Raw genomic sequence first — 13738 nt, forward strand, 5'->3', positions numbered from 1 at the left:
AATAGCTTGTTGCTTTTTATTGGTTTTTATTTTTTAAATTTTATTTTGTAATTATCTTAAAACCAGTTTTTTAATAATTTCTTTACCTAAAGATTCGTTAAGCATGTTAATTATTTTTTGTTTTCCATAGCTTAACTCTTCCCGCAATACACTAGAACTTAACTGCACATAAAGGGTGTCGCGCTCTAAATTTACCGAAGTTGTATAATTATTAACACCGTTGCCCATAAGACTTTTCCAAGCATCGGCAACATTAACCTTGTTTAAACCTTTTTCTAAATTATTGGTTTCTACAAATTCCTTGAGCGCATCTGCTATACTAATATGTTCGTTATTGCGTTTTGCCATGGGGGCTTTCATTCATTATAACAAAGGTAGGGTATTTTAAGTGCCTATGCTTGATAACTTTTTAACATATTGCCGCTATAACCTAAATATTTCATAAGATTGATGGGCTTGTTTTACGGCATTTTCGGTACGGTCTGCATGGGTATCACTTATAAATAGTTGTCCGAAATTCTCATCGTCGACCAATTTTATGATTTGAGCTACGCGGTTTTCATCCAGTTTATCAAAAATATCATCCAGTAATAAAATAGGGTTTACGCCGCTTTGGGCTTTTATAAAATCGAACTGTGCTAGTTTTAATGCTATTAAAAAGGATTTTTGTTGCCCTTGACTACCAAATTTTTTAATGGGATGGTTTTCAATATTAAATAATAGATCGTCTTTGTGTATGCCTACGCTGGTGTATTGCAGTGCCTTATCTCTATTGATGTTTTTTTGCAAGAGGGTGTTTAAACCGCCTTCAAATAAATCGCTATTATAAATTAGGTCTACAATTTCTTTACCATTGCTTATGGCTTGATAACGCTGCTTAAAAATGGGGATAAATGTTTTTAAAAAGGCTTCGCGCTTTTCAAAAATCAAAACCCCAAAATCATCTAACTGCTTATTGTACACTTCTAAGGTGTCTTTATTGAAGGTATGGTTTAGGGCAAAATATTTCAGTAAGGCATTGCGCTGTGCCAAAACTTTGTTGTAATTGATAAGGTGGTTTAAATAGGTTTTATCGCTTTGCGAAATAACACTATCTATAAACTTTCTACGGGTATCACTACCTTCTATGATGAGGTCTCTATCGGCTGGCGAAATAATCACTAAAGGTAAAAAACCAATGTGCTCGCTAAATTTATCATAAGCTTTACCGTTGCGCTTAATTACTTTTTTTTGCCCTCTTTTTAAACTAACAATAACTTTTTCATCTTTGTCATCCTTAACATAATTACCGTTAATAACAAAAAAATCGGTGTCGTGTTTAATGTTTTGGCTTGCAATGGGGTTAAAGTAGCTTTTGCCAAACGACAGGTGGTAAATGGCGTCCAGTACATTTGTTTTTCCAATACCGTTGTTGCCAACAATGCAGTTTATTTTTTTGTTGAACCTAAAGTCCCTGCTTTCGAAATTTTTGTAATTTAGTAATGAAAGTGATTTTAAAATCATAAAAAAAGTAACTTAATGTGTATTAAGAGGGTACAATCCCTTGTAAGGAAGTGCAAATTATTGAAAAATATCAAATAAATAACCCTTTAGTTATGAAGAAAAATTATATTTTTGCGGCGCATTAATTTTTAGACAAAATACATGGCAACTTATAATAAAAGAGGTTATAAACCAAAAACCAAAGTAGAGAAGGAGCAAGATTTAGAAACGGGATCAACAACTGCTGAAGTTTTTAATACATTGGATGAAACGGCATCTAAAACAGAGGCTTTTGTTGAAAAGAACCAAAAATATATTATAATTTTAATTACTGCGATTGTTGTGGTAGTTTTAGGATATTTGGGTTACAATGAATTTATAGCCAAGCCTAAGCAAGTAAATGCTATGAACGATATGTTCCAGGCCCAAAAGTATTTTAACCAGGCGGTTAATGGTGTTGAAAAAGATTCCTTGTTTAATTTAGCATTGCACGGTGGTGAGGGTAAATATGGTATGTTGGACATTATCTCTGAATACAGTGGTACACCTTCTGCCAATTTAGCAAATTATTATGCAGGTACAGCATACTTAAATTTAAAGGACTATAAAAATGCTGTAAAGTATTTAAGTGATTTTGAAAGTGATGATGAGATATTGGCGCCTTTGGCCAAAGGAAATATTGGAGATGCATTTGTTCAATTAAATCAGCCAGAAGATGCTTTAAGTTATTATGAGGAAGCTGCTGAGATGCGTGACAATGCTTATACAACACCTATGTATTTATATAAAGCAGGCGCTATTGCGTTAGATTTGGGGAATGCAGATAAAGCCCTTAAGTATTTTAACAGCATTAAGGAAAACTATCCTAATTCTACAGAGGCAAGTACTATAGATGTGTTTATAGGAAAAGCTCAAGTATTGGCAAATAAATAATATGGCTACGGCAAATAAAAACTTATCGGTTTATGATAAAGCAACAATCCCAAACGCGAGTAAATTTCGGTTTGGGATTGTTGTTTCTGAATGGAATGACACTATTACCGAAGGCTTGTTCCAAGGGGCGTATGATACGCTTATAGAAAATGGGGTATTGCCCAAAAATATTGTACGATGGAATGTTCCTGGAAGTTTTGAGCTTATTTATGGAAGCAAAAAAATGCAAGAACAAATGGTAAATGCCGTTATTGCCATTGGTAGTGTTATTAAGGGAGAAACCAAGCATTTTGATTTTGTTTGCGAGGGCGTAACCCAAGGTATAAAAGACTTAAATGTGTTACACGAAACGCCCGTAATTTTTTGTGTACTAACTGATGACACCATGCAGCAAGCCAAAGCACGTTCGGGCGGAAAACATGGCAACAAAGGCACAGAAGCTGCTATAGCTGCCATAAAAATGGCAGCACTTAGAGAAAATAGCTAGTACACTTTATTTTTTTAAGCTCTACTTCCCAGAATTTAGTATTTGTATTAAGGGTTTTGTTAACAATTTTTGGCATTTCAAAGCCCCGCCTTTGCCTATTTTTAAGTATTTTTGAGGTATAAGAAATTGTTAGATTTGTTTAATCAGCGCAAAAATAAAACCTTTAATTACCGCTCTAGATTTTCTAAAGAAGATCATGAAGAAATGCCTGATGAATCTTCAGAAACACATAATTTTATTTCTAAATGGCAGGCTGAAAGGAATAAAAACCGTAAAACTAGAGGCATCATATCTTTGCGAACCTTATTAATAATTTTGGTATTGTTATTGATTTGCATGTACCTATTGGATTCTAAATTCAAATTAACTTAAAGCTTGGATACTATGGGGATTTTAAAATTGCGGAAAAATAAAAAATTTAGCTATAAGCCACGTTATTATGATAATAAAGGGGATGAAGGCAGCCCATTTGAAATTAAACATAAGTTTGATGATTATAGGAAAACTGTAGGAAGTAATACGGGATTAAAAACAAAATTTAACAATGCTTTAGATGATTTTAAAAACAATAGAGATAAAGCAGCAAACAGACGAACTTTAATTATTGTCTTGATTCTTGTTTTACTATTTCTTTTCATCATCGATTTTGACTTATCTATATTCTTTAAATAATATATGGCAGACATTATACAGCTTTTACCCGATCATGTTGCAAACCAAATAGCGGCAGGCGAGGTAGTACAACGTCCTGCGTCGGTAGTAAAGGAGTTGCTGGAAAACGCCATTGATGCAGATGCAACTACTATAAAGCTTGTTATTAAGGATGCTGGAAAAACACTTGTGCAGGTAATAGACAATGGTAAAGGTATGAGTGCCACCGATGCACGATTGAGCTTTGAAAGACACGCGACCTCTAAAATACGTCATGCTGATGATTTATTTAAGTTGCATACCAAAGGGTTTCGTGGAGAGGCTTTAGCCAGTATTGCGGCCATTGCCCATGTAGAACTAAAAACCAAGCAAGCACATGACGATGTTGGTCATGCTATTGTTATTGAAGGCAGTGCGGTAACCTCCCAAGAGGTTGTGGTAACCCCAAACGGGACATCCGTTTCTGTAAAGAACTTATTTTTTAATATTCCTGCGCGCCGTAATTTTTTAAAATCGAATGCCGTGGAATTACGCCATGTTATTGATGAATTCCACCGTGTGGCATTGGCACATCCCAATATATGTTTTGCTATGTATAACAATGGTAGTGAAATATTTAACTTGCCTGTTAGTAATTACAGGCAACGCATTGTTAATATTTTTGGAAACAAAACTAATGAGAAATTAGTACCCGTTGAAGAAGATACCGAAGTGCTTACCATTTCTGGTTTTGTTGGAAAACCTGAGTTTGCCAAAAAAACAAGGGGCGAACAATACTTTTTTGTAAACAATCGTTTTATTAAAAGTGCTTATTTAAATCATGCCATTGTGTCTGCTTTTGATGGGTTATTGAAAAATGGGACCCACCCTAGTTATTTTTTAAACCTAACTGTAAACCCACAAACGATTGATATTAACATCCATCCTACTAAAACAGAGATTAAGTTTGATGACGAGCATACATTATATGCACTATTACGATCGGCGGTTAAGCACAGTCTTGGTCAGTTTAATATAGCACCTGTTTTGGATTTTGACCGAGATGCGAGCTTAGATACACCTTATAGTTTAAATAAAAAGGAAACCAATTCGCCAACCATAGAGGTAGATAGAAGTTTTAATCCGTTTATTGATGAGACATCTAAGCCTAAGTCCAATAAATCCAGTGGATATAAAAAAGAAGCTGCAACCGATTGGGAAAGCTTGTACGTTGGCTTGGAGTCTAAGAGCACCAAGACCCAACAAGAAGATTTTAGTGAGTTGCATTTTGAAAGTGAAGAAACAACCCTATCGGCCTTTAACGATACCCATAAGGTGACGCAGGCTCAAACCACCTATCAGCTTCATAACAAATACATTGTTAGTACTATAAAATCGGGCATGTTGATTATTGACCAACACCAAGCGCACCAACGTATTTTGTATGAGGATTATCTTCAAAATATGACTGTAAAAGAAGGTGTTAGTCAACAATTATTGTTTCCACTTCAATTGCATTTTTCCACTCAGGAAATTGAAATTATCAAGCAGTTAAAAGATGATTTGGAACATACTGGTTTTGTGTTTTCAAATGTTCTTAAAGATGCTATTGAGATTACCGGAGTACCTATTAATATTCCTGAAAGTGAAGTGTCTATTATTTTAGAACAGCTTATTAGTGATGTTGAAAATGAAGTGCCCGATAGTAATTTTAGTGCTACCGATTTACTGGCTAAATCTATGGCGAAAAGTTTAGCCATTAAAACAGGACAGGCCCTGTTAAAAGATGAACAGGACCATTTGGTAAATAAATTATTTGCCTGTAAAGAACCCAATATATCACCAACAAATAAAACGACGTTCGTTACTATGAGTGTTGATGAATTGGATAAAAAATTTATATAGATTATGTTAAGGATTTCTGATACTGTAAAACATATAATAATTATAAACGTGCTCATGTTTATAGGTACTGTAACCATAGGTAACGGTATTTTTTATGACTGGTTTGCATTGTATTTTCCAAAAAACAATGATTTTCAACCGTGGCAAATTATTACCCATATGTTTATGCATGGTGGTATTGCCCATATCTTTTTTAATATGTTTGCCCTATGGATGTTTGGTACTCCCGTTGAGCAGGTTTTAGGAAGAAATCGCTTTTTGTTTATTTATTTTTCTGCTGGATTAGGAGCCGTGGCGTTACAATTTGGTTATTATTATTATGAATTCATTCCTAATTTTAATGATTTGATTGCCTCTGGGTTATCGTCTGATCAAATTACCCAAATGCTTTCAGCAAACAAGGTTTTTGATGGTATATCCAATACACAATTATTGCAATTACAAAATATTTTTCCAGTGTTTAATGCCACTATGGTTGGAGCTTCGGGTTGTATTATGGGCATTTTAGTGGCCTTTGGTATGATGAATCCCAATGCAGAATTAATGATGCTGTTTTTGCCTATTCCTATTAAGGCTAAGTACTTTATTCCTGGTATAATTATTTTAGATTTAATATCTGGGATAACAGGACAATCCTTTTTTAGTCCAAGTAACACCGCGTATATGGCACATGTTGGTGGGGCTTTGGTTGGTTTTATTATTATGTGGTATTGGAAAAGAAATCAGTTTAACCAAAACAGGTGGTATTGATGGGTAGTTTGTGGGATGACATAAGGAATAAATTGAAGCACCTTAACGCTTTAGAAAAAATAATAATTGTAAATGTTATTATTTATGTTTTTAGTTTCTTGTTGAAACCTTACATGCATTGGTTGGAGTTGCCCAGTGGATTTTCTGAACTTATTTCTAAACCGTGGGCCATCATTACCTATGCTTTTTTGCATTACGACTTTTTGCACATTCTTTTTAATATGCTTTGGCTTTATATTATAGCCCAAATGTTCCTGAACTTGTTCAGTCCTAAAATGGCATTGAATATTTATTTTCTAGGCGCTATGAGTGGGGGCATGTTATTTATGCTGTGCTATTCATTGTTTCCAAGTGTTTTTAATGCTAATTCAACGTTAGTGGGGGCCTCGGCAGCTGTTCGTGCATTATTAATTTTTATATGTGCCTATTTACCCAATAAGGATGTGCGTTTTTTTACGTTTAATATAAGGCTTTGGTATATTGGTTTGGCAATAGTTATTTTTGATGTACTGGGTGTTTTTGCAGGAATAAATAATCCTGCAGGTAATGCTGGTGGTAATTTGGCGCATTTGGGAGGTGCTATACTAGGGTATTTTTATGCCAAGCAATTACTAAAGGGGCAGGATATTGGTAGAGGTTTTGAAATGATTGTTGATGCTGTAACGAACATGTTTAAATCTTTTAAAAGAACGCCTTTAAAGACGGTTCATAAAAACAAGGGTAAAGTAGGGGGGTATACTAAAGCTGATTTTAGTGAGTTTAATGACCAAAAGAAAATTGATATTATTTTGGATAAGATTAGTAAAAGTGGCTATGATAGCTTAACGGCTGAAGAAAAAGATTATTTATTTAGAGCAGGGAAGTAAGAACACGCTGATTGATAGATGAAACTCATGAAAAATTTAAGCACTATAAACAAAGTTATCTATGTTCTTAATGTATTGGTCGTGGTTGTGCTTTTGTTTTCGTATGCATTGCCTTTTTTTCCTCCTAAAACATTTTTAGTACTATCGGTACTTAATTTGGGTGTGCCGTTTTTGGTTTTAAGCAATGTCTTGTTTTTTTTATACTGGCTTATCAGGCTAAAAAAGTATATGATACTCTCATTGTTCGCTCTTTTTATAGGCTATGTTCTATTTGGGTCTATCTATAGATTTTCGTCTTCTAAAAAAGTAGAAAGCCCGAATAACATAAAGGTTATGAATTATAATGTTAGGTTGTTTAATCTTTATGAGTGGATTCCTGAAGACCATATTGAAACTAAAATCGTGGATTTTATTAAGAATGAAGATCCTGATATTTTAAGTATTCAAGAATACCACCCCACTCCAGAAGTTGATTTAACTGCATTTAAATATAAGTTTGAAAACATTTCGGGTAATAAAGTAAGGCATGGACAAGCTATTTTTTCGAAGTTCCCAATCATTAATTCGGGATCTGTAGAATTTCCAAATACTCCTAATAATGCTGTTTTTGTTGATGTTGTAAAGGGCAATGATACCGTAAGGGTTTACAATGTTCATTTAGAATCACTTCGTATTGATACTAAAATAGAAAGTTTAAGACATGAAGATTCTGAGCGGCTTTTTAATAGGGTGGGGTCTACATTTAAAATGCAACAACTGCAAACGGAATTGTTTTTAAAACACAAACAAACGTGTAAGTATAAAATGATTATTTGTGGCGATTTTAATAATACGGCCTTTTCTTATGTTTATAGAAAAATTAAGGGCGATTTGAATGACACCTTTAAAAAAGCGGGTAATGGTTTTGGGCGGACTTACGATTTCAAATTTTTTCCAGTTCGCATTGATTTTATTTTCTCAGATCAAGCATTTTCGGTAAATGGCTTTAAGGCTTACAATAAGCATTTTTCTGACCACTATCCTATAATGGCAACGATAGCATTAGATGAATAAATTACATTAGTGCGCAATCTACAGTATCTGCAATGATATGTATTACCAACCCTAAGGCTATTAATCGTATTTTTTTGGGGATTAAAAGCAAAATATAAAGTACGATGGCATAATAGGAATGCAGGGGGTGAAAATTGATACTGCACCTATTGGGGTTAAAAACTGGAGTGGCTAAAAGATGATCTAGGTCAATCCACATACCGGACAGCATGATTAGGAATGCTATCTTCCAATGTACTTTGTAAAAAACAAGAGCAATTACCAGAGGGATAAAAACATGACAACCATAATGGGCTACTGTTTGGAACATTATTGAATTGTTACGGTTTGATTTTCTAGGTAATTTATTGCATTAGGGCCTTCATTAAATAACAAATCCAGTATACTTAAGTTGGGGATAAAGCCATGCTTGTCATTAAATACTTGGGTATAACTATCAAATACCTGTGGTTGTTCTTTTTTAGCATGTACCAGGGGTCTATAATCGGCCATGATTTCAACTGTTTTTTGGTAGTGTGTGGTTTTTGATATTTTTAAGTTGTATTGCAAACAATTGCAAATAACTTCTAAGCACTTTAAATTGTAATCTAAAATATAATCTACTTTTATATTGAATAAAGGGGAAAGGTCATCTTCATAATATTCAAAAAAGGGAGATGTTCTATATGCTGAAAGCAACGATTTCCAATGGAGTGCTTGCCACTTTGTTTCATTAAAGACTTTAACGTCTCTGTATTTTTGCCTATTTTTCTGTGAATGAACCACAGGAATATTTAAAGCAAGTTTTCCATTGGCTCCATATATATATGCTCTATTCCTATAGGTCTGCTTTAAAAAATTATCCTCAGTTTCAAAAACAACATTTTCAGCTTGTACCATGGCAGCAAAGTGTGCTATGTTAGGAAAATATGTTGGATGCATTAAAACAGTCATTTGCAACAGGCTAAATAGTTTAACAATGTTACTTAGCTATTTTTTTTACGATGACGGTATTTGCTATAACCAATCCAACCTAATAATAAAACAAGGAATGGAATTAAGTATGATGTAGGTTGCCCACTACCACCTACTGTCGTAAAGAAACGTTCCCAACGTGGACTCTTGCCATCCCAGCTCATCCAAATAAAGACGGGTTTACCAACCACATGATCAAAAGGCACAAAGCCCCAAGCTCTGGCATCTACCGAGTTGTGACGGTTGTCACCCATCATCCAATAGTAATCTTGTTTAAATGTGTATGTGCTTGTTACTTTGCCATTTATTAAAATTTGATTGCCTTTTACCTGTAGAGTGTTGCCTTCATATTCGGTTATAATACGTTTGTAAAGTGGTAAGACTTCTAAATTGATATCTATGGTTTTTTCTGCTTCTGGAATGTACAGGGGACCAAAAAAATCTATGTTCCAGTTATAATTTGGATTGTGGGGGAAAATATTGGGGTCTCTAACTCCCTTTTCTTGTATATTACGTGTTGCACTAACTACATTGGGGTGGTTTTTAAATTTTGCTAGGGCTTCATCCGAAATAGCAGAGAAATAATAGGTGTTTTGTTGGTTTATAATACCAAATCCATCTGTTATATCATAGCGTTCTTTTAAATACTGTGGATTGAACTGATTTGCTTTGGGCTGTACATAGTAACTGAATTGCAAATGTGCCCTATCTGGCAATACGTTTTGTTTTCCGTTAATGTAAACATAGCCATTTCTAATTTCTAATGAATCACCTGGAATAGCTACACAGCGTTTTACTAAATTAGTTTTTTTGTCTATGGGTTTGTAGTAGTTTCTGTCTGGATGAAAATCATTCATATTCAATAGCGTATCTGCTGGTTGATTGAATACCACAATATCATTTCGTTCTATAGATTCAAACCCCGGAATTCTTAAATAGGGGAGTTGCAATTTATTTTTCCAAGAGTTACTACCCTTATGGTCATCAAATAAATATGATTTTGTTTTTAAAACTGGTATGGTGTCATGTACCATTGGCGCTGCTACTGTGGTCATAGGCACACGTGCTCCGTAGTGAAACTTACTAACAAAAAGAAAGTCACCAACTAATAAAGATTTCTCCAGAGATGATGAAGGAATTGTAAATGGTTGAATAAAATAGGTGTGAACTATGGTGGCTGCTACAATAGCAAATAAAATAGAACTGGTCCATTCGCCAGAACTTGATTTAGGATTAAGGTTTCTGTCTTTTACATATTTTACATTGGTAGCATAGTTTAAGTAATAATTATAAAACCCTAGTGTTATAACGGCTAAGAATGTGTCAGTTTTGGTGTTTTTACCAAAGCTTCTGGCGGTTTCAACCCAAACGACAATAAGCATAATAAGGTTTACTATGGGCAAAAACAATAAGATAACCCACCACCAGGGGCGGTTTATAATCTTCATTAGTACAATACCATTGTAAATAGGCACAAAGGCTTCCCATGCCTGTCTACCTGCTTTAATGTATAGTTTCCAGGTACCTAAACCATGAATTATTTGAATTATTAAAATAAATATAAACCATTGCATGAGTGTCATAACCGAAACGTTTTAAATTTTTAGTTTGATGCTAAATTTAGCAGCTTGTTACAGATTCTTTTATTATTAACCAATATTTAACACATCATTCATGGTAAAAACTCCTATTTTATTTGTGGCTATCCACTCTGCTGCTATTACAGCTCCCAAAGCAAAACCTTGTCTATTATGTGCTATGTGTTCTATAGTTATGGTATCTACTTCACTTTCGTAGGTAATGGTATGTGTGCCAGGAACATCTTCAATACGCTTAGCTACAATTGGAATGCTGTTATCACTAGTTTTGTCTAATTTCCAACTGTTATAACCGCTATGCTTTTCTATAATACCGTTTGCCAATGAAATTGCTGTACCACTTGGTGCATCTAGTTTTTGGGTATGGTGAATTTCTTCCATACTCACATGATACTGGTTGAGAGTGCTCATCATTTTTGCTAGTGTTTTGTTAAGTTCAAAAAAGATGTTAACACCCAAGCTATAATTTGAGGCATAAATAAAAGCACCTTTTTTTTCTTCACATAGTGCCACGGCCTTGTCATAATCTTCCAGCCATCCCGTTGTTCCCGAAATTACAGGAACACCATTATTTAGGCAATTGGATATGTTACTAAACGCTACTGATGGAATACTAAAATCTATGGCTACATCGGCTTTTGTAATATCGTAATCTTTATCATCTTTGTCTATCTTTAAAACAATGTTATGGCCACGCTTAATGGCTATTTGTTCTATGGTTTTGCCCATTTTACCGTATCCTAGTAAAGCAATATTCATAATTAAAATTTAAAATTTAATGTTAATCCAAGATTACTTATTGCGTCAATCTCATCGATTTTAAAATGTGGCGCAAATGATAAATTTTCATCTACATTATATTGTAGTAAATGAGCATCAACATTAGCGTCAATAATGTTCAAGGCATAAATGCCAAGAGTTACTAAAAGCGAGATTTCTTTGTTTTTTCTATAAAATTTTTGACCTCGCTCTAAACCCTCTGTTGTTACTCTTGGGGTTGTAAGTTGGTTTCCTTGTGAATCAAAATAAAATTCATCAGTTTTAAAACCAGCAAGCCTACTTTTATAGGCATCTCTATATCTGTTATATTCTTTATTATTGTTTAAATAGAAATATACCCCTGTCCCTAAAGCAGCATAAACAATAGGTATTTTCCAATATTTCTTGTTGTAAGCCTGTCCAAGTCCTGGTAAAATGGCCGAATAGAAAGCAGCTTTTGCTGGGGCGAGTGGATTTATAACTTCTTTTACTTCAATAATGGAATCTATAATAACTTCTTCTGGTAGCTCTTCTTTTTTGTTTTTTTTATCTTGTGCTGATAAAAACATGCAAAATAAAAGTGCGAGTACACTTGTTATTAAAAGTTTATTTGGCACCTTCAACTAATTTTTTAATTCGGTTAAAATCTTCTTTTGAATGGAAGGGAATGGTAATCTTCCCTTTTCCATTTTTAGAAACTTTAACGTCAATTTTATGTCCAAAGTATTCAGAAAATGCACCAATACCATCTTTAACGTATTCTGGCACCTCGCTTGTTTCTTTTTTTGGTGTTACTTTAACTTCTTGATTCGTATTATAATTGCGAACTAGGTTTTCTGTATCTCTTACCGATAGTTGGTTGGAAAGAATTTTTTCGTAAATATCCAATTGTATTGTTTGGTCTTCGATGGCAATTAATGCGCGACCATGTCCCATAGAAATAAAACCATCACGCATACCAGTTTGGATGATAGGGTCTAACTTTAACAATCGTAAGTAGTTAGTAATGGTTGAACGTTTTTTTCCAACACGCTCACTCATTTGTTCTTGGGTTAAATTAATTTCATCAATTAAACGTTGGTAGGATAAGGCAATTTCTATAGGGTCTAGATCTTGGCGTTGGATATTTTCCACTAAAGCCATTTCTAATGATTCCTGATCGTTTGCTATTCTTATATAGGCTGGAATGGTTTCTAGGCCTATTAGTTTTGAAGCTCTAAAACGACGTTCACCAGATACTAGTTGATAGCTGTTAAAACCTAACTTTCTTACTGTTATAGGTTGAATAATGCCAAGCTCTTTAATGGAAGAAGCGAGTTCTTGTAAGGATTCTTCACTAAAGTTTGTTCTAGGTTGAAACGGATTTACCTCAATAAAATCGATATCTAATTCAATAATACTGCCAATAACTTTATCTGCATTCTTGTCTTGAACAGACTTAATGTCATTACTTGGGTCTTTTAAAAGTGCCGATAAACCTCTACCTAAAGCTTGTTTTTTTGTTGCCTTAGCCATAATTAAGCATTTTTATTGATGATTTCTTTTGCCAAACTTAAGTAATTATTAGCGCCTTTGCTAGCGGCATCATAATTAATTATACTTTCTCCATAACTTGGTGCTTCACTTAAACGTACATTACGCTGTATGATGGTTTGAAATACCATATCATTAAAGTGTTTTTGTACTTCCTCTACCACTTGGTTGGAAAGTCTTAAACGCGAATCGTACATAGTTAACAATAACCCTTCAATGTCCAGTTCTGGATTATGGATTTTTTGAACACTTTTTATAGTGTTTAGCAGTTTTCCCAAGCCTTCTAAAGCAAAATACTCGCACTGTATTGGTATTATAATAGCATTGGCGGCTGTTAGGGCGTTAAGCGTTAGCAATCCCAATGATGGCGCACAATCAATGATAATATAATCGTAATTGTCCTTAACGTCCTTTAAGGCATTTTTTAGCATGTATTCTCTCTCATCTTTATCAACTAGTTCTATTTCAATAGCAACTAAGTCTATATGTGCTGGAATAATATCTAAATTCGGCGTTTCGGTTTTTATTATAGCTTCTTTTGCTATGCTGGAATGCTCAAGAAGTTGGTAGGTTCCAATTTCTACAGATTCTACATCTATTCCTATTCCAGAAGTTGCATTTGCTTGAGGGTCAGCATCAATAAGTAATACTTTTTTTTCTAGAACGCCAAGAGAAGCTGCTAAATTTATAGATGTTGTTGTTTTACCAACACCTCCTTTTTGGTTAGCAATTGCAATGATCTTACCCATTAAATGATTTGGTTTTAGTAACGGTAAAAATACAATTAT

General features: G+C 34.1%; 17 protein-coding genes. 8 read left to right on the plus strand and 9 right to left on the minus strand.

Annotated elements, in window-relative coordinates; genetic code table 11:
* Window positions 1-51: 51 nt before the first annotated feature.
* Together AC5SR4_RS11290 and recF are read right to left on the minus strand one after the other, a co-directional pair.
* A complete protein-coding gene (locus AC5SR4_RS11290; protein WP_495359180.1) occupies window positions 52-348 on the minus strand; it encodes a DciA family protein in 297 nt (98 codons plus the stop codon).
* 75 nt (window positions 349-423) lie between these two features.
* The gene (gene recF / locus AC5SR4_RS11295) at window positions 424-1503 is read right to left on the minus strand and encodes a DNA replication/repair protein RecF (protein ID WP_495356350.1); all 1080 of its coding nucleotides are present in this window, start codon (window positions 1501-1503) and stop codon (window positions 424-426) included.
* Window positions 1504-1644: 141 nt separating this feature from the next.
* On the opposite strand from recF, the gene AC5SR4_RS11300 reads away from it, so the two are divergent.
* From AC5SR4_RS11300 to AC5SR4_RS11335, 8 genes are all read left to right on the plus strand, one after another.
* Window positions 1645-2415 (plus strand): tetratricopeptide repeat protein, encoded by a 771-nt coding sequence (locus tag AC5SR4_RS11300; protein WP_495356351.1) that lies wholly within the window; start codon window positions 1645-1647, stop codon window positions 2413-2415.
* Window position 2416: 1 nt separating this feature from the next.
* The gene (gene ribH / locus AC5SR4_RS11305) at window positions 2417-2902 is read left to right on the plus strand and encodes a 6,7-dimethyl-8-ribityllumazine synthase (RefSeq protein WP_495356352.1); all 486 of its coding nucleotides are present in this window, start codon (window positions 2417-2419) and stop codon (window positions 2900-2902) included.
* A 111-nt stretch (window positions 2903-3013) separates the two neighbouring features.
* The gene (locus AC5SR4_RS11310) at window positions 3014-3274 is read left to right on the plus strand and encodes a hypothetical protein (RefSeq protein ID WP_495356353.1); all 261 of its coding nucleotides are present in this window, start codon (window positions 3014-3016) and stop codon (window positions 3272-3274) included.
* 12 nt (window positions 3275-3286) lie between these two features.
* A complete protein-coding gene (locus AC5SR4_RS11315) occupies window positions 3287-3574 on the plus strand; it encodes a riboflavin synthase subunit beta (protein WP_495356354.1) in 288 nt (95 codons plus the stop codon).
* Window positions 3575-3577: 3 nt separating this feature from the next.
* Window positions 3578-5437, plus strand: coding sequence for a DNA mismatch repair endonuclease MutL (gene mutL, locus AC5SR4_RS11320; protein WP_495356355.1), 1860 nt, complete (start codon window positions 3578-3580; stop codon window positions 5435-5437).
* A 3-nt stretch (window positions 5438-5440) separates the two neighbouring features.
* Window positions 5441-6187 (plus strand): rhomboid family intramembrane serine protease, encoded by a 747-nt coding sequence (locus AC5SR4_RS11325; protein ID WP_495356356.1) that lies wholly within the window; start codon window positions 5441-5443, stop codon window positions 6185-6187.
* A gap of 32 nt (window positions 6188-6219) precedes the next feature.
* Window positions 6220-7053: a rhomboid family intramembrane serine protease gene (locus AC5SR4_RS11330; RefSeq protein ID WP_495356357.1), complete on the plus strand. Its 834-nt coding sequence runs from the start codon at window positions 6220-6222 to the stop codon at window positions 7051-7053.
* Window positions 7054-7080: 27 nt separating this feature from the next.
* The gene (locus AC5SR4_RS11335) at window positions 7081-8106 is read left to right on the plus strand and encodes an endonuclease/exonuclease/phosphatase family protein (protein ID WP_495356358.1); all 1026 of its coding nucleotides are present in this window, start codon (window positions 7081-7083) and stop codon (window positions 8104-8106) included.
* A 1-nt stretch (window position 8107) separates the two neighbouring features.
* On the opposite strand, the gene AC5SR4_RS11340 is transcribed toward AC5SR4_RS11335, so the two are convergent.
* The 7 genes from AC5SR4_RS11340 to AC5SR4_RS11370 form a co-directional block, all read right to left on the minus strand.
* Entirely contained in the window at window positions 8108-8416 is a 309-nt protein-coding gene (locus AC5SR4_RS11340; RefSeq protein ID WP_495356359.1) for a DUF6122 family protein, read from the minus strand.
* Window positions 8416-9039 (minus strand): WbqC family protein, encoded by a 624-nt coding sequence (locus AC5SR4_RS11345; protein ID WP_495356360.1) that lies wholly within the window; start codon window positions 9037-9039, stop codon window positions 8416-8418. Before AC5SR4_RS11345 ends, AC5SR4_RS11340 begins: the two co-directional genes overlap by 1 nt.
* Window positions 9040-9071: 32 nt before the next feature.
* Window positions 9072-10643, minus strand: coding sequence for a signal peptidase I (gene lepB, locus AC5SR4_RS11350; RefSeq protein WP_495356361.1), 1572 nt, complete (start codon window positions 10641-10643; stop codon window positions 9072-9074).
* 66 nt (window positions 10644-10709) lie between these two features.
* A complete protein-coding gene (gene dapB / locus AC5SR4_RS11355; protein ID WP_495356362.1) occupies window positions 10710-11417 on the minus strand; it encodes a 4-hydroxy-tetrahydrodipicolinate reductase in 708 nt (235 codons plus the stop codon).
* 2 nt (window positions 11418-11419) lie between these two features.
* The gene (locus AC5SR4_RS11360) at window positions 11420-12034 is read right to left on the minus strand and encodes a DUF5683 domain-containing protein (protein ID WP_495356363.1); all 615 of its coding nucleotides are present in this window, start codon (window positions 12032-12034) and stop codon (window positions 11420-11422) included.
* The gene (locus tag AC5SR4_RS11365) at window positions 12024-12932 is read right to left on the minus strand and encodes a ParB/RepB/Spo0J family partition protein (protein ID WP_495356364.1); all 909 of its coding nucleotides are present in this window, start codon (window positions 12930-12932) and stop codon (window positions 12024-12026) included. The genes AC5SR4_RS11360 and AC5SR4_RS11365 overlap by 11 nt, the downstream gene beginning before the upstream one ends.
* A gap of 2 nt (window positions 12933-12934) precedes the next feature.
* On the minus strand, window positions 12935-13699 hold the full coding sequence (locus AC5SR4_RS11370; protein ID WP_495356365.1) for a ParA family protein: 765 nt from the start codon (window positions 13697-13699) through the stop codon (window positions 12935-12937).
* Window positions 13700-13738 lie beyond the last annotated feature (39 nt).

It is taken from the genome of Aestuariibaculum scopimerae (genome assembly GCF_059428085.1).

Bases quoted from the DNA above. Each gene is read 5' to 3' on its own strand.
- AC5SR4_RS11290 (WP_495359180.1), bottom strand. From the start codon at position 348: ATGGCAAAACGCAATAACGAACATATTAGTATAGCAGATGCGCTCAAG.
- recF (WP_495356350.1), bottom strand. From the start codon at position 1,503: ATGATTTTAAAATCACTTTCATTACTAAATTACAAAAATTTCGAAAGC.
- AC5SR4_RS11300 (WP_495356351.1), top strand. From the start codon at position 1,645: ATGGCAACTTATAATAAAAGAGGTTATAAACCAAAAACCAAAGTAGAG.
- ribH (WP_495356352.1), top strand. From the start codon at position 2,417: ATGGCTACGGCAAATAAAAACTTATCGGTTTATGATAAAGCAACAATC.
- AC5SR4_RS11315 (WP_495356354.1), top strand. From the start codon at position 3,287: ATGGGGATTTTAAAATTGCGGAAAAATAAAAAATTTAGCTATAAGCCA.
- mutL (WP_495356355.1), top strand. From the start codon at position 3,578: ATGGCAGACATTATACAGCTTTTACCCGATCATGTTGCAAACCAAATA.
- AC5SR4_RS11325 (WP_495356356.1), top strand. From the start codon at position 5,441: ATGTTAAGGATTTCTGATACTGTAAAACATATAATAATTATAAACGTG.
- AC5SR4_RS11335 (WP_495356358.1), top strand. From the start codon at position 7,081: ATGAAAAATTTAAGCACTATAAACAAAGTTATCTATGTTCTTAATGTA.
- AC5SR4_RS11340 (WP_495356359.1), bottom strand. From the start codon at position 8,416: ATGTTCCAAACAGTAGCCCATTATGGTTGTCATGTTTTTATCCCTCTG.
- AC5SR4_RS11345 (WP_495356360.1), bottom strand. From the start codon at position 9,039: ATGACTGTTTTAATGCATCCAACATATTTTCCTAACATAGCACACTTT.
- lepB (WP_495356361.1), bottom strand. From the start codon at position 10,643: ATGACACTCATGCAATGGTTTATATTTATTTTAATAATTCAAATAATT.
- dapB (WP_495356362.1), bottom strand. From the start codon at position 11,417: ATGAATATTGCTTTACTAGGATACGGTAAAATGGGCAAAACCATAGAA.
- AC5SR4_RS11365 (WP_495356364.1), bottom strand. From the start codon at position 12,932: ATGGCTAAGGCAACAAAAAAACAAGCTTTAGGTAGAGGTTTATCGGCA.
- AC5SR4_RS11370 (WP_495356365.1), bottom strand. From the start codon at position 13,699: ATGGGTAAGATCATTGCAATTGCTAACCAAAAAGGAGGTGTTGGTAAA.